The sequence below is a fragment of the Streptococcus pneumoniae genome (assembly GCF_001457635.1).
GTDB lineage: Bacteria > Bacillota > Bacilli > Lactobacillales > Streptococcaceae > Streptococcus > Streptococcus pneumoniae.
In genome coordinates this window covers 877,767-899,259 of sequence record NZ_LN831051.1, presented here as the reverse complement: position 1 = coordinate 899,259, position 21,493 = coordinate 877,767, and the positions used below count along the sequence as shown (strand labels likewise).

Below are 21,493 nucleotides of genomic sequence, written 5' to 3'. Positions count from 1 at the left end.
TTTTTTTGGTATAATAAAATCTATAATCTGAATGAAAAAGGTAACTTTATGAAACTTATCTCATGGAATATTGATTCCCTAAACGCTGCCCTAACTAGTGACTCAGCTCGTGCCAAATTGTCCCAAGAAGTCCTACAAACCTTGGTCGCTGAAAATGCTGATATCATTGCTATCCAAGAAACCAAGCTTTCTGCCAAAGGACCTACAAAGAAACACGTGGAAATTTTAGAAGAACTCTTCCCAGGCTACGAAAACACGTGGCGCTCTTCCCAAGAGCCTGCCCGTAAAGGCTATGCTGGAACCATGTTCCTTTATAAGAAAGAACTTACACCCACTGTCACTTTCCCAGAAATCGGTGCCCCTTCTACCATGGACTTGGAAGGCCGCATCATCACTCTAGAATTTGATGCATTTTTCGTGACCCAAGTTTACACACCAAATGCTGGCGATGGTCTTAAACGCTTGGAAGAACGCCAAGTCTGGGATGTCAAATATGCGGAGTATTTGGCTGAACTAGACAAAGAAAAACCAGTCCTTGCGACCGGTGACTACAACGTAGCCCACAATGAAATCGACCTTGCAAATCCTGCTAGCAACCGCCGTTCACCTGGATTTACTGACGAGGAACGTGCTGGATTTACCAACCTATTGGCAACTGGATTTACTGATACCTTCCGCCATGTTCATGGCGATGTTCCTGAACGCTACACTTGGTGGGCACAACGCAGCAAAACTTCTAAAATCAACAATACAGGCTGGAGAATCGACTACTGGCTCACAAGTAACCGTATCGCTGACAAGGTCACTAAATCTGATATGATTGACTCAGGTGCTCGCCAAGACCATACACCGATTGTCTTGGAAATTGACTTGTAAGGATTTTCTATATGGACTACAATGCGGTCATTCCCGAGTTTCTTGTATCGAATATCGAACAGTCCCGGTCCTTCTACTGTGGTTTACTGGGTTTTAGGATTGAATACCAACGTCCAGAAGAAAACTTTCTCTTTCTCTTGAAGAGTGTCAACTAATGTTAGAGGAGGGAACAAAGGATCAACTAGCTGAACTGACCTACCCCTTTGGTCGTGGAGTCAATCTCTCCTTTGGCATAAAGGATGTTCCAAAACTCTATCAAAAAGTGATGGAGGCAAACTATCCTATTTATCGTCCCTTGACCAAAAGAAAGTTTCGTGTCAGTGATCCCTATATCTATCCTCATAAATTTGCAGTTTTGGATCCAGATGGCTATTTTTTAAGATTTAGCGAGTAGAATAATAAAAATTGGGAAAAGTCTTTAAAAGTTAGAAAAAGGCATATTGTCAGGTGTCTAAAAACTTGATAGTATGTCTTTTATGATGGAAAAATCTTCTAATACTCTTCGAAAATCTCTTCAAGCCACGTCAACGTCGCCTTACCGTAGGTATATAATACTGACTCTGTCAATTCTATCCACAACCTCAAAACAGTGTTTTGAGGTTGTGGATAGCTTCCTAGTTTGCTCTTTGATTTTCATTTAGTATAAATGTTAGCTTACAATGGAGTTTTTGTTCACCCTCTCTTCTGTTTGTTCGTTTTTTAAACCAAAACACTAACAAAATAGTTGATTTCTAAAGTTATTTAGTGTAAAATAAAAACATTGGCTCAAGCCTATTTAAAATTGAATATCGTTTTACTTGTTTATGTCGTGAATTGGCACGACGTTTCTACAAGGTGCCGGAACACCTAACAATAAGTAAGTCAGCAGTGAGATATGGCCGTTTTTGCCATGCCTATTTGGGGGACTTACTTAGAGATTAAGTAGGTCTTTTTTGAATATTTTTAATATTTCCCTTAATTAGTGCGGACGGGAGGTGAAATTATCCTGTGAATAATTTCAGGAATCCAGGGAATTTCATCCCTAATTTTTGAGCCCCTAGCTCTTTCATTTCTAGGCTTAGGCTAAAATAGTTCCCCGAACTATTTTACTCTCAAAAATCCCGTCATAGACAATAACAAGATTATTGTCTATGATACCACTACAACGGGAAATATTTGATAAGACTCGCTTCGCTCGTAATAGTTTTATCAAATATATAGCATTAGCAAAAGGGATCACTATAGAAACATTTAAACAACAAGTAAATTAACTTTTAGACTTTAGGAGGTCTTATGAAATTATTAGAAGAGCGCATCCTCAAGGATGGGCATATCTTGGGTGATAACATCCTCAAGGTAGATTCCTTTTTAACCCACCAAGTTGACTTTAGCTTGATGCGAGAGATTGGTAAGGTTTTTGCGGAAAAATTTGCTGCTGCCGGCATTACCAAGGTCGTAACCATTGAAGCGTCGGGTATTGCCCCAGCCGTTTTTACAGCTGAAGCCTTAAACGTTCCCATGATTTTCGCCAAAAAAGCTAAGAACATCACCATGAACGAAGGCATCTTAACTGCTCAAGTCTACTCCTTTACCAAGCAGGTGACCAGCACCGTTTCTATCGCTGGAAAATTCCTCTCACCAGAGGACAAGGTTTTGATTATCGACGATTTCCTTGCTAATGGCCAAGCTGCTAAAGGCTTGATTCAAATCATCGAACAGGCCGGTGCCACAGTCCAAGCTATCGGTATCGTGATTGAGAAATCCTTCCAAGATGGCCGTGATTTGCTTGAAAAAGCAGGCTACCCTGTCCTATCACTTGCTCGTTTGGATCGTTTTGAAAATGGTCAGGTCGTATTTAAGGAGGCAGATCTCTAATGCAAACTCAAGAAAAACACTCGCAAGCAGCCGTTCTTGGCTTGCAGCACTTACTAGCCATGTACTCAGGATCTATCCTGGTTCCCATCATGATTGCGACAGCCCTTGGCTATTCAGCTGAGCAGTTGACCTACCTGATTTCTACAGATATCTTCATGTGTGGGGTGGCAACCTTCCTCCAACTCCAACTCAACAAATACTTTGGGATTGGACTCCCAGTCGTTCTTGGAGTTGCATTCCAGTCGGTCGCTCCCTTGATTATGATTGGGCAAAGCCATGGTAGTGGCGCTATGTTTGGTGCCCTTATCGCATCTGGGATTTACGTGGTTCTTGTTTCAGGCATCTTCTCAAAAGTGGCCAATCTCTTCCCCTCTATCGTAACAGGATCTGTTATTACCACGATTGGTTTAACCTTGATCCCTGTCGCTATTGGAAATATGGGAAATAACGTTCCAGAGCCAACTGGTCAAAGTCTCTTGCTTTCAGCTATTACTGTTCTGATTATCCTCTTGATCAACATCTTTACCAAAGGATTTATCAAGTCTATCTCTATTTTGATTGGTCTGGTTGTTGGAACTGCCATTGCTGCTACTATGGGCTTGGTGGACTTCTCTCCTGTTGCGGTAGCTCCACTTGTCCATGTCCCAACTCCACTCTACTTTGGGATGCCAACCTTTGAAATCTCATCTATTGTCATGATGTGTATCATCGCAACGGTGTCTATGGTTGAGTCAACTGGTGTTTATCTAGCCTTGTCTGATATCACAAAAGATCCAATCGACAGCACGCGCCTTCGCAACGGTTACCGCGCAGAAGGTTTGGCCGTACTTCTCGGAGGAATCTTTAACACCTTCCCTTACACCGGATTTTCACAAAACGTTGGTTTGGTTAAATTGTCAGGCATCAAAAAACGCCTGCCAATCTACTACGCAGCTGGTTTCCTGGTTCTCCTTGGACTGCTTCCTAAGTTTGGTGCCCTTGCCCAAATCATTCCAAGCTCCGTCCTCGGCGGTGCCATGCTGGTGATGTTTGGTTTTGTATCTATTCAAGGGATGCAAATCCTAGCCCGAGTTGACTTTGCTAACAATGAACACAACTTCCTTATCGCAGCTGTTTCAATCGCTGCAGGTGTCGGTCTCAACAACAGTAATCTCTTTGTCAGCATGCCGACAGCCTTCCAAATGTTCTTCTCAAACGGAATCGTCGTAGCCAGCCTACTCGCCATTGTCCTCAATGCCGTATTAAATCATAAAAAGAAATAAGAAAAAGAGGTGCGAGCCTCTTTTTTGTTTATCACAAATTGATTATAAATACAATCAATCCCAATTCCCATCTAATTGAATTGGACCTATTTCAAATTCTTTAAAATATTATGTTCCAAATCGTTAATATTATATAAGAATGGTAAAATATCAAATGTTTCTCGTAAATTATTCTTAGCCTTATACCAACCTTGTCCATCAGTAATCCACATAAACTCAACATTAGGAATAGCTTTAATTTCTTCAGCAATCATTTTGTAAGATCTAGCCGTCTCATTTAATTTTGAACCACTTCCTGAATAAAAATTAACCTCAATCAGATAAAGCACTTGTTCATTTTTTATGACAAAATCAAAACGTTTCACAGTATTCCCATCATTCGTAATAGCAGATAAATCGACAGAAAAAATTTCCTCTATTTCATTTTGTTCAATCTCTTTAAATAAATTCTCTCCTAAAATATACCCTTCAGCTTCAAGATAACTTTGAACAATATTTTCCATCGCATCTCCAGTCCGATTTTTGCGCCCATTAGTATCCATACCAACCTCAACACCTGTAACGTAGTCAACTAAATTTGATACTAAATGATTTTGCAATAAATCAAATATACCTGATTTTTCCAAAAACATAGTATATTCTTCAATACTATAGTTTCGTTTACTAAAATCAAAATAGAAATCTTTTATCGGATCCTTAACAATAATCGTATCTCTCAAACGTTTAGCAATAAGTAGAGGCACAACTTTCAAAATTTCTGGATAATTTTGATATAAGTCTAAAAAATCCTCTTGTATATTTTTACTACCAATAAGACTATTCATAATATTTAGAGCAACTTTTATACTAGATACATTTTTATAAACCTTGGGAAAATCTGTATAATAAGTCCAGTCAGCTACTGTGTCGGTCATCGTTGACAACCACTCATCAAAATTTCTAGTTTGTTTCATTTTCTGCCTCCAACCTCTTCCTTGCAATTTTTAAATATTCTTTTTCAGCATCGATACCTATAAATCTTCTATCTAACCGCTTCGCAACAACACCCGTAGTGCCACTACCAACAAATGGGTCTAGAATATAGTCACCCTCTTTAGTAGAGGCTAAAATAATGCGTTCTAACAAATACTCTGGTTTTTGAGTTGGATGTTTCCCAGCCCATTTTTCAACTTTCTTTGTTAAAGAACCCGTCCAGACATCTTTCATTTGTTTTCCATCATTCAATTCTTTCATTAAATCATAATTGTAGTAATGACGAGCTTTTTTATCATTTTTTCTGGCCCATAAAATGGTTTCAGTAGAATGGGTAAAATAACGACAAGATAAATTGGGGGCAGGGTTTGTTTTCTGCCAAGTAATATTATTCAGAATTTTAAAACCTTCTTGTTCTAATGCCATTCCAACTGAGTATATGTTGTGCAAACTACCTGAAATCCATACCGTCCCATTAGGCTTCAGAACTTCTTTTGCTAGGCGAATCCATTTACGATTAAACTCATGTTTTTCTTCGAATGAAGAAATTTTATCCCAATCTCCTTTATCAACAGAAACAACTTGTCCCCCAGAATTAGATATTCCACCATTACTTAAAAAATAAGGTGGATCAGCAAAAATCATATCCATACTTTCTGGTTTCATTTTTGATAAGAACTTGAACGTATCTGAATGAACAAGAATCATCTTATTTTTATTGTAGTATGGTTTTGTCATAAGAACACCTCCATACTTATATTCGTTATTTTTCATAATTTGTGACTATAATTTCAGAAATTTTTCCTCGACTTGAAGATTTTGCTCCATTAGTTCGGGTAGCTTCAACATAATGTATATTAAAATCCTTATACAACTCCTCTACTAAAGCACTAGAAGAATTTGATAACATAACATAAGCTCCTGTATCACTCAATCTCTTAAAGGCATCTCTTAATCTTACTTGATCTGCAAAAGAGAATCCCTCATGAGTATAAGACGTAAATGCACTCGTCTCAGACAATGGAATATATGGAGGGTCAAAATACACAAAATCTCCTGTTCGAACATCTACAATTGCCTTTTCAAAATCTCCCACTTTAATTTCTAGTTGATTGTTATTTAGATAAACTGAAATAGCAGATATCAATTCCTCATCAACAATTTTAGGATTCTTATAACGTCCATATGGAACATTAAATTGGTTCTTAGAATTCACACGATATAGACCATTAAAGTTCACTCTCAACATATATAGAATACGTGCAGCTCTTTGTACTTCGGACATCATATCTATTCTTTCATCACGATCTGCAGAACGTAAATCTAAATAATATTCTTTTGAATTATATTCCTGATGAACTTTCAAAATTTCAATCAATTCTTGAGGATTGTCCTTAATTTGTTGATAGCAATTTATTAGTTCAGCGTTAAAATCATTAATAACTGCATCTTTAGGAGCCAAATCAAAAAATAAAGCTCCACCTCCAACAAAAGGTTCGAAATACCTGTTATAGGTTTTAGGCATTAATTCTCTAATAACAGGCAATAATTGTCTTTTACCACCTGTCCATTTCGTGAACGGTTGTAAAGTAACTTTCTTTATTTCTTTTATCTTCATGCTTTTAATTATACCATAGAAATTAAAACACAACTCTTGTATTTTCTACCACATTACTAAATTTTCTATTTTAGAATTAAATCATATCAATATAAAAAAATGAGTAAGGCAAATCTTATAAATTCCAAAATTCACCTCACTCTATTAAATTACTCTTTATATCCTTACCCGTCTTTCCTCAGACCTTTGGCCTGTGACAAACATAGTAAAGGTTGCTTTGCAGACATTTCTGCCCTCTTGATTGGTGATATCCACATCCATCACACAGGTTGTACGACCTTGATGGACACATTCTCCTTTAATGGTCAATACATCGTCGAGTTTTCCTGCCTTAAGGTAGTTGATAGAGGATTGGAGTGTCACCCCATCAAGTCCCAGCGAGATAACCACCAAACCACTGATTTGGTCACATAGTGTGAATAGATAGCCACCATGGGCATTGCCATAGTAGTTGAGCGACGAGTTCACTACTTTGGTCGTCACCACAACGTGACCATCTCTCATTTTTTCAATTTCGTAATTTTCAAAGGCAGATATAGCGTCAAAATGAAAGTCTTTCATCGTTTCCTCCTGATATTTCAAATGACACTATGATACTACTTTTTATAGGACTGTGCAAGGAGAAAGCTCCTAGTCTAGTAAAATTCCGACATGTTCCACAAAGCGCATAAAGGCTGTCTGCCCTTGTTCTGTCTGCTTGTAGACTCCTGCATCCTCAAGTACACGCGCAAAGATAGCACCCACAGAGTCCTTGACGATTGCAAGGGCTTTTTCTTTATCCGTTAGGTCTGGATGTTGGGATTTGAGTTGGTCTGCCCACTCCTGATGATAATCGGCAACTGTAACAGCTTCTCCTACAAGATAGCTAGCGACTTGCTCTACTTCTTCTTTCAGACGTGGTGGCAAGATTGCCAAGCCCATGACCTCAATCAAGCCGATATTTTCCTTCTTGATATGTTGGACATCCTTGTGGGGATGATAGATGCCATCAGGATGCTCTGCTGAAGTCTGATTGTCTCGCAAGACCAAGTCCAACTCAAACTGTCCATCACGCTTACGCGCTATTGGTGTGATGGTGTGATGCGGTGTCCCGTCTGTCTCTGCTAAAATCTGCACACTAGAATCTGAATACTGACGCCATTCCTGGAAAATCTTATAAGCTAAGTTAATCAAATCCTCTTTGGAATCCGAAGTCAAGCGTAGGACAGACATTGGCCACTTGATAATTCCAGCCTTGACCTGCTCAAAACCAGCAAATCGGAAGGTCTTTTGCAAGGGAGCCAATTCCATAGGAAATACGTGACGGCCTCCCTGATAATGATCATGAGTTAGAATAGAGCCCCCCACAATCGGCAGGTCGGCATTAGATCCAGCAAAATATCCTGGAAACTGCTCTACGATAGCCAACAGACGTTCAAAACTCTGACGACTAATGGCCATGGGACGATGCTGGCCATCTAAAAAGATACAATGCTCATTAAAGTAAGCATAGGGCGAATACTGGAAACCCCATTCCTGACCAACCATTTCAAAACGGATAATCCGGTGGTTGCTGCGAGCTGGGTGGTTGACCCGACCATGGTAACCCTCATTCTCTAAACAAAGTTGACACTGAGGATAATTACTAGCTTGCACCAACTTGGCTGCCGCAATCTCTTTCGGATCCTTTTCAGGCTTAGAGAGATTGATGGTAATTTCAAGTTCTCCATAATCAGATGGAACACGATAAGCGATATTTTTAGCAATGGCCTTGAGTTTGATGTAGTCATTTTTCTGACTGAGTTGATAAAAATCCTCTATCGCTTGCTCAGGAGAGTAGGCATAGGCTTCCCAGAAGTCACGATTGACCTGACTCGGACAAGGAGTCACCAAGTCCATCAATTCAGTACCAAGGATTTCACGCGCAGTCTGACTATCCTCAATCGTCTCTAATCGAACGGCTTCCTCAACTAGCTGGTCCTTGAGGTCAATCAATTTATCCAGATTGGTCTCAACTTCCAAAACACCTTCTCCCACTCGTGCCAAAACACGATTGGTCAGGTAGATTCGATCCATTTCCTCAAATGAACTTTCAGAAATGACATGTGTTACAAATTTATCTACTAAGGTCACTATAGAGCCTCCTTTTGACTAGTCAAGGACGCGAGTGCCACCTGCAACTTCAGCGATATAGAAGCTTGGAGCGTATCCAACTACTTCCTCGTAGTGTTTGCCTACAGCTTCCTTAAAGGCCTCAACAGTATCTTTTTGAACCAAGGCAATGGCACAGCCACCAAAACCAGCCCCTGTCATACGAGCACCGAGAACTCCTTCTTGTGCCCAAGCTGTGTGAACAAGAGTATCCAATTCCAAACCAGTTACTTCATAATCACGCTCCAGAGAAACGTGTGACGCATTCATCAAACGACCAAATGTTTCCAAATCACCTGCTTGAAGGGCTGCTTGAGCTTTAAGGGTACGTTGGTTTTCAAGCACAGCATGGCGAGCACGTTTCAAACGATTTTCATCTTTAATCAGATAGCTATATTGGTCAACGGCCCACTCGTCCAATTCACCCAGGGTCTGAATATCCAAGGCAACTTGCAATTCTTCCACTGCTTTTTCACACTCAGCACGACGTTCATTGTATTTAGAGTCCGCCAATTCACGGCGTTTGTTGGTGTTCATGATAACAACGACATTGTCCTTCAAATCAAGTGGCACCAAGTCGTATTCTAAAGTATTGGTATCTAAGTAAATAGCACGTTGGTCAGCCCCCATACCAATAGCAAATTGGTCCATAATGCCAGAATTTACTCCGATAAAGTTATTTTCTGTTTGTTTTCCGATTTTAACCAAATCGAGACGCTCTAGTTTTAAATCAAAGAGATGCTCTGCCACGACTCCTGTCAAGAGCTCCAAGGATGCTGAAGAAGACAAACCAGCACCATTTGGGATATTCCCATAAACATAAAAATCAAAACCTTTGTCAATCACGTGCCCAGCTTCTTGCAAGAAATGAAGGACACCTTTTGGATAATTGGTCCAGTTGTGCTCTTTTTCAAACTTGAGGTCAGCGAGAGGCACTTCGATAATGCCCTTGTCCTCAAAGTTAGCTGAGTAGAAACGCAAGACTTGGTCGTCACGCTTACGAGCTGCACCGTAAGTTCCCAAGGAAATAGCAGCAGGAAAAACGTGCCCACCGTTGTAGTCTGTGTGTTCACCAATCAAATTAATGCGGCCTGGTGAAAAGAAGGTTTGGTCTGCTTCTTGACCAAAAACAGCAAGAAAGTCTTTGCGAAGGACTTCAGTAGTAAGATGTTGTGCCATATGAATTCTCCTTTGACTGTCCGTTAAGCCATCTTAACGTGTAATCGTTTTCTTTCTATTGTATCCAAGGAATTTCCCAAGGTCAATCCTTTTTACTAAAATTTTAGTAAACTATCAGTAAAAAGAAGAAAAATATGATATACTAACCTAATCAAGGAGGATTTATGGCTACCTTAAAAGACATTGCACAGCTAGCCTCTGTCTCTATCGCGACCGTATCCCGCGTCCTCAATCGCGACCAGAGCCTATCTGTTACAGAAGAAACCAGACACCGTATTTTAACCGTTGCTGAAGAGCTGGGCTACACCAAGCACCTCAAGACAGGCGAGTCCCACAAACCCAAGCAAAAGATTGCCATTATCCAATGGGTCAGCGAACAAGGGGAGCTAGACGACCTCTACTACTACCAGATTCGCCTAGGAATAGAAAAAAGAGCCCAAGAGTTGGACTACGATATCTTGCGCTATTTTAATGACCACCCTTTTACCCTAAGCGAGGAAGTGATTGGGATTCTCTGCATCGGAAAGTTTAGTCGAGCTCAGATTTCTGCCTTTGAAGAATACCAAAAGCCTCTTGTATTTCTAGACAGCGATACACTTTCCCTGGGACATACCTGTATTATCACGGATTTTTACACTGCTATGAAACAGGTTGTCGATTATTTCCTCAGTCAAGGGATGGACCGCATCGGGATTCTAACAGGGCTTGAGGAAACAACAGACCAAGAAGAAATCATTCAGGACAAGCGTCTAGAAAACTTCAAAAACTACAGTCAAGCGAGGGGAATCTATCATGATGAACTGGTCTTTCAAGGAAGATTTACTGCCCAGTCTGGCTATGACTTAATGAAGGAGGCCATTCAGAGCTTGGGAGACCAACTTCCGCCAGCATTTTTCGCAGCCAGCGATAGTTTAGCTATCGGTGCCCTCCGTGCCCTCCAAGAAGCTGGAATCAGCCTGCCAGATCGCGTCAGCCTCATTTCATTCAACGACACCAGTCTGACCAAACAGGTCTATCCTCCCCTCTCTAGTATTACAGTTTATACTGAAGAAATGGGGCGAGCAGGTATGGATATTCTTAACAAGGAAGTCCTCCACGGTCGGAAAATCCCTAGCCTGACCATGCTGGGAACCAGACTGACATTAAGAGAAAGTACCCTAAATCAAGAATAGGATAACATAAAAAACGAATAGGAGTTTTAGAACTCCTATTCGTTTTTTATTCGATTACAATCATAGACTTAATGGTCTTACGTTCATCCATATCTTTGTAGGCTTGGTCGATATCTTCCAGTTTATAACTTGAAGTAAAGACGCGACCTGGATTGATATCACCATCAAGGACGGCTTTTAGTAAAAATTGCTTATCGTATGTTGTAGCAGAAGCTGCCCCACCTGCTACAGAGATATTTTGCATAAATGTCGAACCAAGAGCACGATTATTATAGTGTGGGACTCCTACAAAGCCCATACGCCCTCCATTATGAAGAACACCTAGCGCCTGTTCTATAGCAGCCTCCGTACCAACACATTCAAGTGCTGCATCTGCTCCTCCACCGAGGATTTCACGCACCTTGGTAATTCCTTCTTGACCACGTTCTGCAACAACAGCTGTCGCACCTGACTCCATAGCCATCTTTTGACGGTCTTCATGACGGCTCATAAGGATAATTTGTGATGCTCCACGCATCTTAGCCGCGATGACAGCACATTGACCAACAGCCCCATCACCGATAACAACAACCTTGTCCCCTTTTTGAACATTTGCAACACGCGCCGCATGATAGCCTGTCGGCATGACATCTGCAAGAGTCAAAAGGGACTTGAGCATCCCTTCTGTATAGTCAGAAGGTTGACCAGGGATTTTAACCAGCGCCCAGTTTGCATAGTGGAAGCGAATATATTCTGCCTGAAAATCACCCCCCAAATTATTGCCAATATGATTGTCGCAAGAACCGTCAAATCCAGCAAGACAGGCATCACACTCACCACATCCATGTGTAAAAGGGACAATCACAAAATCACCTGGTTTCACCGTCGTAATGGCTTCCCCAGCTTCTTCAACAATCCCAATCGCTTCGTGTCCACTATTTTTGTGTCCAGCTTTCGTTTCTGGATTACGGTACCTCCATAAATCTGAACCACAAACGCACGAACGAACCACACGAATAATCACATCATCCGCTTCTATTATTTGCGGACGTTCAATGCTAGCAAGTCCAACCTGACCTGCCTTTGTATATACTGCTGATTTCATTTAAAATTTTCCTTCCTTATAAAGTTTAATTTTGAGATTTAAACGATTTAAAGCTGTCTGTAGCTGAGACAAGCGCTCCTCTAATTTTTGCTTTTCCTCTTCTAAAATACCAAGCCTCTCCTCTCTCGTTTCATCTCCCTTTTGGTAGAGCGACATATAGTCAACTAAACTATCTACAGAGACACCCGCCGAACGAAAACACTTAATAAATTCCAGCGCTTCGATATCCTGATCTTGAAAATCACGAATCCCAGTAGCAGTACGAGTAATCGGTGGCACAAGACCAACCCGTTCATAATACCGAATCGTATCCGCTGAAATTCCCAACAAATCACTGGCAGATTTAATATTCACACGCTAACCTCCTCTCATTTCATTCACTGAATTCACGCTATTCTAACTCACTTATCTTATTATATAACTTTGAGTTGACTCCAAGTCAAGCATTTTGTATCTAATCGAAAAATTTTTATCATTAACAATCATATATCTGGAGTTTATACAATGCTCTTCTCTTACCAATTTTTGAAATATTTAAATAATAAAGAAATTACTCTATTCCAAATAAGATAGTACCCAAGTATTTTTCACTTTTTTCTAATGTTGATGCTCATAACTCCGTTCCAAGTCACACACCTTTCGCTTATGGGTTTGGTGAGTTTCTAGGTCAGCATCAATTTCAATGGTAATATTTTGAAAACCACAATCTTTTAGGAAATTTCGAATAGACTCTTTACAAGTTTCCATATGTTCCATTTCTTTTAGACAAACATGGACAATGGCATTTTTTTCCAAAGCATCCATAGTCCAGAGATTAAGCTGATTAAGGCTGACCACATTGTCCAATCGCTCCAGGCCACTCTTTACTTGCTTGATATCAAGACCTTCTGGCACAGCATCCAAGAAAATCTTGAGTGTAGACCAAAAACGTGGAAGGGCTTTTGAAAGAATAAAGAAAGAAATGACAAGGGACAAAAGAGGATCTAGGATATACCAGTCCGTAAATCGAAGAACAATCGCCATCAGGATAACAGCTACCCACCCTAGCGTATCTTCCAGAAAATGCAGACTCAGAATAGACTCATTCTTTGTCTTTCCCTTACCAACCACCAGACTCGCTAACAGATTGATAGTAATCGCAATAATTCCTAACCAGAGAATCCCCTCATCATTGACTGGTTGCGGATGCAAAATCTTCGTGACATTTTCCAAAATGACTAGAACAGAGCCCGTTACGAGAATCACAGCTGTTACCAAGGCTCCTAGCAGGCTAAACCGCTTATAGCCCAAGGTGTACTGATTGTCTTCTTCACGATTGGAGATTGTTTCTAAAAAAGCTGATATTCCAATTGCAATCGCATCTCCCAAGTCATGCACAGAGTCAGCAAGAACAGCGCTAGAACCAAATATTCCACCTGCAATAAACTCAACAATGGCATAAGTCAAATTTAAGAAAAAAGCCACCCAAACAGCATATTTTGCCTTCATATTTCTCATTCCTTTGTTATAATAGATTTATGAACACCTTGTTCATTATCATTATCCACTAAAACTCAAAGAAAGGATAGAAGCAAAACGTCAGCTTTATTCAGTTCTGAACAATTTGCCTTAAGTGTCCATATGACTAACATTGACCGCCGTATCAGCAAAACCAAAAAAGCCATCTATCAAGCTTTTATACAACTTTTGAATGCTAAGGGCTACGAGGCCACTACTGTTCAGGATATCATTGATCTCGCAGATGTGGGACGATCCACCTTTTACTGTCACTATGAGAGTAAGGAGCTTCTTCTGGACCAGCTCTGCCGCTACCTCTTCCATCATCTTTTTGAAAGAGAGCAAGCCATTTCAACCGAGGACTACCTCGCCCACCTCTTTCTGCATTTTCATAAAAACCAAGACCATATCACCAGTCTGCTATTTTCCAAAAATGACTACTTCCTCCGTCAACTCCAGAGAGAGCTTGAGCACCACGTCTATTCCGTGCTAGCTGATAATTTAAAAGAAGCCCACCCTAATCTGCCTACTTCTTACCTCCAACACTTGGTCATGTCCAACTTTATCGAGACATTGACCTGGTGGCTCAAAAAAGGTCAAGATTTCACAGACCAGGAAGTTGTCCAATTTTATCTAGACCTTCTCATTCCTAAAAATTGAATATAGAGTAAAGCTTCAGTTGTCTTATTTCTAGGTTACTGAGTTTTTTATCTTTTCAACAACAAAAGAGGACCCGCCGATCCTCTTTTTCATACTATAAATCCTTGATTATCAACTATATCTGTTTTAATCGAAATCTCAAAACAGCACTTTCAAACATCTTTTCCTAGTTAAGTAAATCAGTATTCTGCTTAGCTGCCTTGCTCCATTGATACCAACCAACTAGACTGTTAATAAGATAAATTAGATATTTCCCTTGAATTTGCAGGCTTTCTCCCCACCAGAGATAGATTGAAAAAACATTGGTAGCCGCCCAGAATATCCACTGTTCACGGTAAACAGCTGTCATGAGGATTTGCCCTACCCCATTGGTTGCATCTGTGATTGAATCACGATAGGGACGATTGGCACCAATAGACTGATAAATGAAGCCAAAGGCCAACCACCAAAGCACACTAATGGAAAGATACTTTGTCCAGCCCTTGCCGTCCAGTTTACGCGCGACAAACTCCTGCTTTTCCTTCTTAAACTGTGCCTGATAAATCCAAACTAGAAGTCCAATTGGCTGCATGACTGTGAAGTAAAGTGTCGTCAGCACCTCACCATAAAAGCCTTTCTGTAGGGCCAAAATAAGGTAAATAACAGAGTTAATCAAGCCAAAAAGATAATTACTTGCTCGACCTTCCGATACAAAGATTACACAGATAATCCCTGTCAAGCTACAAATCATCCCAATCCAGTCAACAATACGATGTTCGTAAACCAACTCCAGCCAGAGAGGAAAACTTCCTAAAACCAGCAAATAAATCCACTGGGCAAAACTACGATGGGCAAAGAGGTCATCCCAGATAGCCTTCATAGTTTCTGAAAATCCTAAATCAGCCATAGCCGCAACCATACGACGGTAACCACCTGACATTTCACCTAGGGTTGTTTTGATATTTTCAATTTTCTTTTGCAAATAAGTATGCATCATTTCTCCTTTTGTTTTTAAAGAGCCGTGTCTGGATAGACTTTCGGACGCAACGCTCTATTAGATAATGAACTGCCTATACACAAGATTTCTAACCTTAGTCGACATGAGCTGAAACCTCTTATTTGTTAAGTAGTTCACAAAATATTATACACCTATTTTATGAATAGTCAACTGTCTTTACAGTAAAATTTTAGAAAATCATGAAAATTTTCTCTTTCTTTCCATTTTAAGTGACATTCAGTCATTCTCACATCAAAAAAGCCCAGACGAAATTGTCTGAGCATTCTTTTATCTAGTCGTTTAAGGAAGTTGAATTCAGTATGTTTAAAGTCTCTGTCCCATCATTTCTTCAACAAACCTTGTTCTTGGAGAAACTCCTTGGCTACTTGCTTTGCTGACTTGCCTTCAACACCGACTTGGTAGTTGAGCTGGCTCATCTGGCTTTCTGTAATCTTACCAGCCAATGTATTAAGAACTCTTTCCAACTCTGGGTGTTTCTTGAGAAGAGCTTCTTTCATGAGTGGAGCCCCTTGATAAGGTGGGAAGAGTTGCTTGTCATCTTCCAAGACCTGTAAATCATAACGCTCCAATTCCGCATCAGTCGAATAGGCATCCGTGATTTGAATATCCCCTGACTGAATTGCCTGATAACGAAGAGCTGGCTGCATAGTCGCCACATTGAGATTGAGACCATACATTGATTGCAAGCCCTTATTTCCATCTTCACGGTCGTTAAACTCAAGCGTAAAGCCTGCCTTCAGCTGCCCTTCCACTTTTTTCAAATCCGAAATGGTCTTCAAGCCATATTCTTGAGCAATCTTTTTCGGAACAGCTACAGCATAGGTATTTTGATAAGACATAGGTTTGAGATAGGCTAGATGATCCTGCTTGGCAATGCCATCACGCGCCACTTGATAAACCTGCTCTGGCTCATGACTCACCTTGGGTGATGGTTGAAGCAAACTTTCAGTCACCGTACCGGTAAATTCAGGATAAATGTCAATATCACCTTTTTTCAGAGCTTCATAAAGGAAACTTGTCGTCCCAAAATTCGGTTTAACAGTCGCAGTCATGCTGGTATTTTCTTCAATCAGCAACTTATACATATTAGCCAAAATTTCTGGTTCTGGGCCTATTTTCCCAGCAATAATCAAGTTTTCCTTCTCTTTTTGAGCCAAAAGAGCTGGACTATAAGACAGACCCAGTAATAAAGCCACCAAGGCAAAACCTGAGAAAATCGTCCGTAATTTTGCTTTTTCCATTACTTTTAGTAGGAAGTTAAAGGCGATAGCAAGCACTGCAGAAGAAAGTGCCCCAATCAAAATCAAACTGGCATTATTACGGTCAATTCCCAACAGGATAAAGGAACCCAGTCCCCCTGCTCCAATCAAGGCCGCCAAGGTTGCCGTACCGATAATCAAAACAGCTGCCGTCCGAATCCCAGACATGATAACAGGCATGGCGAGTGGAATTTCAAATTTCTTGAGACGTTCCCATCTGGTCATCCCAAAGGCAATCCCAGCCTCTTGCAGGTTCGGATCAATTCCCTTCAGCCCAGTGATAGTATTTTGCAAAATAGGGAAAATCGCATAAATCACTAGAGCTGTCAAAGCCGGCAAGGTCCCAATTCCCATCAAAGGGATAAAGAGCCCCAACAAGGCCAGAGACGGGATGGTCTGGAAAATACCTGCAATCTGCAAGACCCAGTCGGCCAGCTTCTCATGATAGCGAAGAAAAACAGCCAAGGGAATCGCAAGCAAAATAGCTAGTAACAAGGTCAAAAGTGACAACTGCAAATGTTGAGATAGAGCTGTCAACCAATCACTAAAACGATCCTGAAAAGTTGCAATTAAATTAGTCATGAACACTACCTCCAAACAAGTCTGCTACAAAGTCTGTTGCAGGCGCTTTTAAAATTGTCTCGGGATTCGCTACCTGGCGAATTTCTCCATCCTGCAAGACAGCAATACGGTCCGCCAACTTCAAGGCTTCATCCGTATCATGGGTTACAAAAATCGTTGTCATCCCAAACTCTTTATGCAATTCTTTTGTCAGAACCTGCAACTGTTTTCTCGAAATAGCATCCAAGGCCGAAAAGGGTTCATCCATGAGGAAAATCTTGGGCTGACCAATCATAGCTCGGACAATACCGACCCGTTGCTGTTCTCCACCAGATAATTCACTAGGTAAGCGATGCCCATACTCGGCTACTGGTAAACCAACCTTAGCCAAAAGCTCTTCTGTTTTCTTCGTAATTTCTTCCTTGCTCCACCCCTTCATTTCAGGAATGAGAGCAATATTTTCCGCAACTGTTAGATTTGGAAAAAGAGCAATAGCCTGTAAAACATAACCAGTAGAAAGACGAAGTTCACGCTCATCATAGTCTTTGATGCGCTTCCCATCCATATAAATATTTCCATCAGTTGGTTCCAAAAGACGGTTAATCATCTTGAGCATGGTCGTCTTACCTGACCCAGAAGGCCCTACTAAAACCATAAATTCCCCATCCTCAATCTGTAAGTTGACATCTCTCAAGACATCCTTTTCTGTGTAGCGCAGTGCTACATTTTTGTATTCAATCATTCTTTGTCCTCAATTTAAAACTTCCCTCGATTGGTCAAGTCTTCTACCTTAGGCATGACTTCCTTATTATCCCAATGCTCCACAATTTTCCCGTTCTCTAAACGGAAGATATCGTACTGGGCATAAGCAACGCCATCAATCTGAGTCTGACCATAGCTAACCACATAGTTTCCTTGTCCTAAGAGTTGGAAAACAAAGTCAAAAGTGACACTATATTCAGCCACATAGTTTTTATAAGCAGCACTTCCTTGTCCAATCTCATGATTATGCTGAATCAAATCGTCTGCCACATAATCACTCCACTGCTCTAGCTCCCCATTTTGGAAAATTTCTGTCAAGAAACGGCGAACCAGCTTTTTATTTTCTGCTTTCTTGTCCAAATCCTTGATTTCAAAATCTCCAAAAATTTGATCTAGTTGGTCATTTTCAGGTGTTCGATAGTAGTCAATGACATCCCAATGCTCAACAATACGACCATTCTCATCCGCACGGAAAGTATCCGTCGTCACCCATTGAGCTTCTCCACCATTCAGATATTGATGAACATGAACAAAGACCAGATTGCCATCCTCAATGATGCGGACAATCTTAATCTGACGCTCTGGATGACGCTCAAAGAAATCTGCAAAGAAGGCTGCAAATCCTTCTTTCCCGTCAGGAACACCTGTCGAATGTTGGATATAGGTATCCCCTACAGACTGGGCTTGAGCCTCAGCAACTCGTCCGTCTTGAATGGCATGGATGTATAGGTTGTGAGCATTTTTCACTTGTTGTGACATATTCTAAACCTCATTTCCCTTCTCTTTCAAATTCGCCAAAATTCTTTCTTGAAAACCTTCAAATTGGTGAATTTCTTCCTCTGAAAATCCTTTGTAAAAGATAGTATCCAATTTCTGACTGACACGATGCCCCACTTCTTTCTGGGACTTGCCTAACTCCGTTAAAACTAAATACTTCTTACGCTTGTCTTTTCCACACGGGCTAACAATTACAAGCTTTTGTTCCTCTAGCTTTTTTATCATAGTCGTCAGCGTATTATTCGCAAGCCCAGTCGCAAGCGCGATATCTGTCGCAGTTGCGCAGCCAGTTTCACTATTCCATAAAACCGCTAAAATCTTGCCCTGTTCACCCCTATAAAGAGCCTCAGGATCTTGACTCAGTAACTTTTGAAAAATCCGCCCATTCAACAAACGAATATGATGGGCTAGCAAATGACTATCTTTCATAACACCTCCAATTTATTTCGATGTCGAAATGAATAAAATAATTGTAACACTCATCGTTCTAACTGTCAACTATTTCGATTTGGAAATAATTTTTGATAATTATTCACACCACCATACTCCGGCTCAACTAACTTTTAACGAGAGTTTCTAAATTCCTTCGTCCTCCAGTCTACAAAAGCCTTCCATCCGTACTATCCTATTTTTTATGAGGGGACACATTTTTCCTATCAGATCATTTATTTTAAAGATAGAAGTAAATCATAATTGCTTCCATCTGTTCTTTTATAGTATATTGAAGTTGGACTAGGGCACTGTATCTTCTAAAACATTGATAGAAAGCGATTTGAATTTCCCAATCAATTTGTTCGTATTTATAGCATTTTGAAACTAGAATAGGACGCCATGACTGCTAAAAGATTTCTATAAATTCATTTGATTTTCCTAATCAATTTGTTCATATCTTATTTCATCCCGCTATAATTTCACCTTACCCTATCTTTTTCGTAGCACCCTTCAAACAGCCTATCCCCTACCGTTTGACGATTCCTCACTTAACTCCACTTCCATTACAGAAGTTTCTTCACTACTATGGTCTCGGCTGACTTCTCATGATTCCTTGTTACTACTATTTGAACGCTCACGAGATAGGTCTTATAAAAAATGCTTTGAGCCACAATGGAATCAAAGCATTTTAAAGAGTTCCTCATACATAAGCGCAGAAGTCGCAGTTCCTCTGTACTTGGCTTCTTCTCTTTTGATAAAGCTAGCCAAGTTGAGCAACTCAGGTGCTGGATGTTTGGGATTTAGGAGCAATTCACGATTGACCAGGCCTGAGAGACGAACTGCCTGCAATTGCTCATTTGTAGTAGGCAGTTTTTTAGTAGTCTCTAGGAGAGCAGCAACTAAATCTTCACTCAAATCATGTCGAGCATGATTGTAAAGATCTTTTATAAGGCTTTCTAGGTTTGGTTCTACCATCCCTACCACCTCCCTTATGGTTTAATAATGTTTAATCAAATCAACCGTTGAACGATCCAATTTCTTCACCAAGGCTTGTAAGAAAGCTTGCGCTTCTAGGAAGTCATCCATTGCATAGAGGGTTTGGTGAGAATGGATATAACGAGCGCAGACACCGATAGTTGTTGATGGGACACCACCATTTTTCAGATGAGCTGCACCTGCATCTGTTCCGCCTTTACCACAGTAGTATTGGTACTTGATACCAGCTTCTTCAGCCGTTGTCAAAAGGAAATCCTTCATCCCTGGGAGAAGCAAGTGACCTGGATCATAGAAACGAATCAAGGTTCCATCTCCAATCTTGCCTTGACCACCGTAGACATCACCTGCTGGTGAGCAATCAACTGCGAGGAAGACTTCTGGGTCAAACTTGGTTGTAGAGGTATGAGCGCCACGCAGACCAACTTCTTCTTGGACGTTAGAACCCAGATAGAGTTCATTGCCGAGTTTTTGACCTGATAAAGCTTCAACTAGCTCGCTTACCATGAGGACACCGTAGCGGTTATCCCAAGCTTTTGAGATGATATTTTTTTCATTGGCTGTCAAAATTGCAGAACTATCTGGTACGATGGTATCACCAGGACGGATGCCAAAACTTTCTGCCTCAGCCTTGTCCGCAAAACCACCATCAAAAACGATATCGGCAATGGCTGGCATGGCTGGTCCCCCCTTTCCACGAGTCAAATGCGGAGGAACAGAACCTGAAACCACAGGAATTTCATGACCATCACGAGTCAAGAGTTTGAAACGTTGGCTGCTAACCACCATGGGGTTCCAGCCACCGATTTCTACGACACGGAAGGTACCATCTGGCTTGATTTCGCTGACCATAAAACCAACTTCGTCCATATGAGAAGCGACCAAGACGCGCGGTGCATCCACAGCTTCTGAATGTTTGATACCAAAAATACCACCCAAGCCATCTGTCACCACTTCATCCACATGCGGTGTCAACTTTTCACGAAGATAAGCACGGACAGGCGCTTCATGACCTGAGACTGCAGCAAGTTCTGTTACTTCTTTAATTTTTGAAAATAATGTTGTCATTTCAGTTCCTTCTTTCTTTCATCCATTTTACCACTTTTTATAGGAGAAGGATAGTGGGAAGGTGGATTTCTAAGTTAGTATCTTAGTCCTGCTCTATCTTAGAAAAGGATAGTATTCTCTTGCATGTAGTGCAAAATCTAGTAAACATTCCAAAATTAACTCGAATATTTATTTCCAAACAAAAAAACAATACACCATCAAAGTTGTTTGGATTTTTCATAAAATTTACAGAAAATAGTTGACTTCCCTTTCTTCTTTCTTTAAATATATAGTTGGTTGAGTTTGGAATAGTACGCTGTAGCTGCTAAAACATTTCTAGAAATTAATTTGACTTTCCTAA

At 40.6% G+C, this 21,493-nt stretch carries 23 protein-coding genes and 1 riboswitch; of the genes, 7 read left to right on the top strand and 16 right to left on the bottom strand.

Annotation, left to right across the window (positions count from 1 at the left end; translation table 11 throughout):
- Positions 1 to 48 precede the first annotated feature (48 nt).
- The 5 genes from AT689_RS04870 to AT689_RS04855 all read left to right on the top strand — a co-directional run bounded on the left by AT689_RS04870 (position 49) and on the right by AT689_RS04855 (position 3,992).
- Complete coding sequence (locus AT689_RS04870) at positions 49 to 876, top strand: exodeoxyribonuclease III (RefSeq protein WP_000767472.1); 828 nt, start codon at positions 49 to 51, stop codon at positions 874 to 876.
- 11 nt (positions 877 to 887) lie between these two features.
- Entirely contained in the window at positions 888 to 1,031 is a 144-nt protein-coding gene (locus tag AT689_RS11610; RefSeq protein ID WP_001809023.1) for a VOC family protein, read from the top strand.
- Positions 1,031 to 1,270 carry a VOC family protein gene (locus AT689_RS04865; protein WP_001818935.1) on the top strand — a complete coding sequence of 80 codons (240 nt, stop codon included), beginning with the start codon at positions 1,031 to 1,033 and terminating at the stop codon, positions 1,268 to 1,270. Before AT689_RS11610 ends, AT689_RS04865 begins: the two co-directional genes overlap by 1 nt.
- Positions 1,271 to 1,653: 383 nt before the next feature.
- Positions 1,654 to 1,749, top strand: a riboswitch (purine riboswitch).
- A 399-nt stretch (positions 1,750 to 2,148) separates the two neighbouring features.
- On the top strand, positions 2,149 to 2,730 hold the full coding sequence (locus tag AT689_RS04860) for a xanthine phosphoribosyltransferase (RefSeq protein ID WP_000770405.1): 582 nt from the start codon (positions 2,149 to 2,151) through the stop codon (positions 2,728 to 2,730).
- The gene (locus AT689_RS04855; RefSeq protein WP_001194502.1) at positions 2,730 to 3,992 is read left to right on the top strand and encodes a nucleobase:cation symporter-2 family protein; all 1,263 of its coding nucleotides are present in this window, start codon (positions 2,730 to 2,732) and stop codon (positions 3,990 to 3,992) included. The genes AT689_RS04860 and AT689_RS04855 overlap by 1 nt, the downstream gene beginning before the upstream one ends.
- A gap of 86 nt (positions 3,993 to 4,078) precedes the next feature.
- Here the strand turns inward: AT689_RS04855 and AT689_RS04850 are convergent, their stop codons facing one another.
- From AT689_RS04850 to AT689_RS04825, 6 genes are all read right to left on the bottom strand, one after another.
- The gene (locus AT689_RS04850) at positions 4,079 to 4,945 is read right to left on the bottom strand and encodes a type II restriction endonuclease (RefSeq protein ID WP_000815110.1); all 867 of its coding nucleotides are present in this window, start codon (positions 4,943 to 4,945) and stop codon (positions 4,079 to 4,081) included.
- The gene (locus AT689_RS04845) at positions 4,932 to 5,738 is read right to left on the bottom strand and encodes a site-specific DNA-methyltransferase (protein WP_000794287.1); all 807 of its coding nucleotides are present in this window, start codon (positions 5,736 to 5,738) and stop codon (positions 4,932 to 4,934) included. The genes AT689_RS04850 and AT689_RS04845 overlap by 14 nt, the downstream gene beginning before the upstream one ends.
- On the bottom strand, positions 5,728 to 6,582 hold the full coding sequence (locus AT689_RS04840) for a DNA adenine methylase (protein ID WP_000692848.1): 855 nt from the start codon (positions 6,580 to 6,582) through the stop codon (positions 5,728 to 5,730). The genes AT689_RS04845 and AT689_RS04840 overlap by 11 nt, the downstream gene beginning before the upstream one ends.
- A 156-nt stretch (positions 6,583 to 6,738) precedes the next feature.
- Entirely contained in the window at positions 6,739 to 7,143 is a 405-nt protein-coding gene (locus AT689_RS04835) for a PaaI family thioesterase (protein WP_000651213.1), read from the bottom strand.
- Positions 7,144 to 7,212: 69 nt separating this feature from the next.
- Positions 7,213 to 8,694, bottom strand: a complete 1,482-nt coding sequence (locus AT689_RS04830; RefSeq protein ID WP_000176987.1) for a UDP-glucose--hexose-1-phosphate uridylyltransferase — start codon at positions 8,692 to 8,694, stop codon at positions 7,213 to 7,215.
- A gap of 18 nt (positions 8,695 to 8,712) precedes the next feature.
- Entirely contained in the window at positions 8,713 to 9,891 is a 1,179-nt protein-coding gene (locus tag AT689_RS04825) for a galactokinase (RefSeq protein WP_000057003.1), read from the bottom strand.
- A 164-nt stretch (positions 9,892 to 10,055) separates the two neighbouring features.
- On the opposite strand from AT689_RS04825, the gene galR reads away from it, so the two are divergent.
- Positions 10,056 to 11,063, top strand: coding sequence for a DNA-binding transcriptional regulator GalR (gene galR, locus AT689_RS04820; protein ID WP_000212522.1), 1,008 nt, complete (start codon positions 10,056 to 10,058; stop codon positions 11,061 to 11,063).
- A gap of 46 nt (positions 11,064 to 11,109) precedes the next feature.
- Here the strand turns inward: galR and AT689_RS04815 are convergent, their stop codons facing one another.
- From AT689_RS04815 to czcD, 3 genes are all read right to left on the bottom strand, one after another.
- Positions 11,110 to 12,147, bottom strand: coding sequence for a zinc-binding dehydrogenase (locus AT689_RS04815; RefSeq protein WP_000833745.1), 1,038 nt, complete (start codon positions 12,145 to 12,147; stop codon positions 11,110 to 11,112).
- Positions 12,148 to 12,501 (bottom strand): stress response transcriptional regulator NmlR, encoded by a 354-nt coding sequence (nmlR, locus tag AT689_RS04810; protein WP_001022629.1) that lies wholly within the window; start codon positions 12,499 to 12,501, stop codon positions 12,148 to 12,150.
- A gap of 243 nt (positions 12,502 to 12,744) precedes the next feature.
- Positions 12,745 to 13,635, bottom strand: a complete 891-nt coding sequence (gene czcD / locus AT689_RS04805) for a cation diffusion facilitator family transporter CzcD (protein WP_000645097.1) — start codon at positions 13,633 to 13,635, stop codon at positions 12,745 to 12,747.
- A gap of 132 nt (positions 13,636 to 13,767) precedes the next feature.
- On the opposite strand from czcD, the gene sczA reads away from it, so the two are divergent.
- On the top strand, positions 13,768 to 14,304 hold the full coding sequence (gene sczA, locus AT689_RS04800; protein ID WP_000181696.1) for a TetR/AcrR family transcriptional regulator SczA: 537 nt from the start codon (positions 13,768 to 13,770) through the stop codon (positions 14,302 to 14,304).
- A 166-nt stretch (positions 14,305 to 14,470) separates the two neighbouring features.
- On the opposite strand, the gene pnuC is transcribed toward sczA, so the two are convergent.
- The 7 genes from pnuC to pepA form a co-directional block, all read right to left on the bottom strand.
- Complete coding sequence (gene pnuC / locus AT689_RS04795) at positions 14,471 to 15,277, bottom strand: nicotinamide riboside transporter PnuC (protein ID WP_000557772.1); 807 nt, start codon at positions 15,275 to 15,277, stop codon at positions 14,471 to 14,473.
- Between the two features lie 344 nt (positions 15,278 to 15,621).
- On the bottom strand, positions 15,622 to 17,142 hold the full coding sequence (locus AT689_RS04790; RefSeq protein WP_000182960.1) for an ABC transporter permease/substrate-binding protein: 1,521 nt from the start codon (positions 17,140 to 17,142) through the stop codon (positions 15,622 to 15,624).
- Complete coding sequence (locus tag AT689_RS04785) at positions 17,135 to 17,863, bottom strand: ATP-binding cassette domain-containing protein (RefSeq protein WP_000575209.1); 729 nt, start codon at positions 17,861 to 17,863, stop codon at positions 17,135 to 17,137. Before AT689_RS04785 ends, AT689_RS04790 begins: the two co-directional genes overlap by 8 nt.
- A gap of 14 nt (positions 17,864 to 17,877) precedes the next feature.
- Entirely contained in the window at positions 17,878 to 18,642 is a 765-nt protein-coding gene (locus AT689_RS04780) for a nuclear transport factor 2 family protein (RefSeq protein WP_000082874.1), read from the bottom strand.
- A 3-nt stretch (positions 18,643 to 18,645) separates the two neighbouring features.
- Entirely contained in the window at positions 18,646 to 19,089 is a 444-nt protein-coding gene (locus AT689_RS04775) for a MarR family winged helix-turn-helix transcriptional regulator (RefSeq protein ID WP_000655202.1), read from the bottom strand.
- A 681-nt stretch (positions 19,090 to 19,770) separates the two neighbouring features.
- The gene (locus AT689_RS04770) at positions 19,771 to 20,067 is read right to left on the bottom strand and encodes a bacteriocin immunity protein (RefSeq protein WP_000230151.1); all 297 of its coding nucleotides are present in this window, start codon (positions 20,065 to 20,067) and stop codon (positions 19,771 to 19,773) included.
- A gap of 21 nt (positions 20,068 to 20,088) precedes the next feature.
- Positions 20,089 to 21,153 carry a glutamyl aminopeptidase gene (gene pepA / locus AT689_RS04765; RefSeq protein WP_000209207.1) on the bottom strand — a complete coding sequence of 355 codons (1,065 nt, stop codon included), beginning with the start codon at positions 21,151 to 21,153 and terminating at the stop codon, positions 20,089 to 20,091.
- Positions 21,154 to 21,493 lie beyond the last annotated feature (340 nt).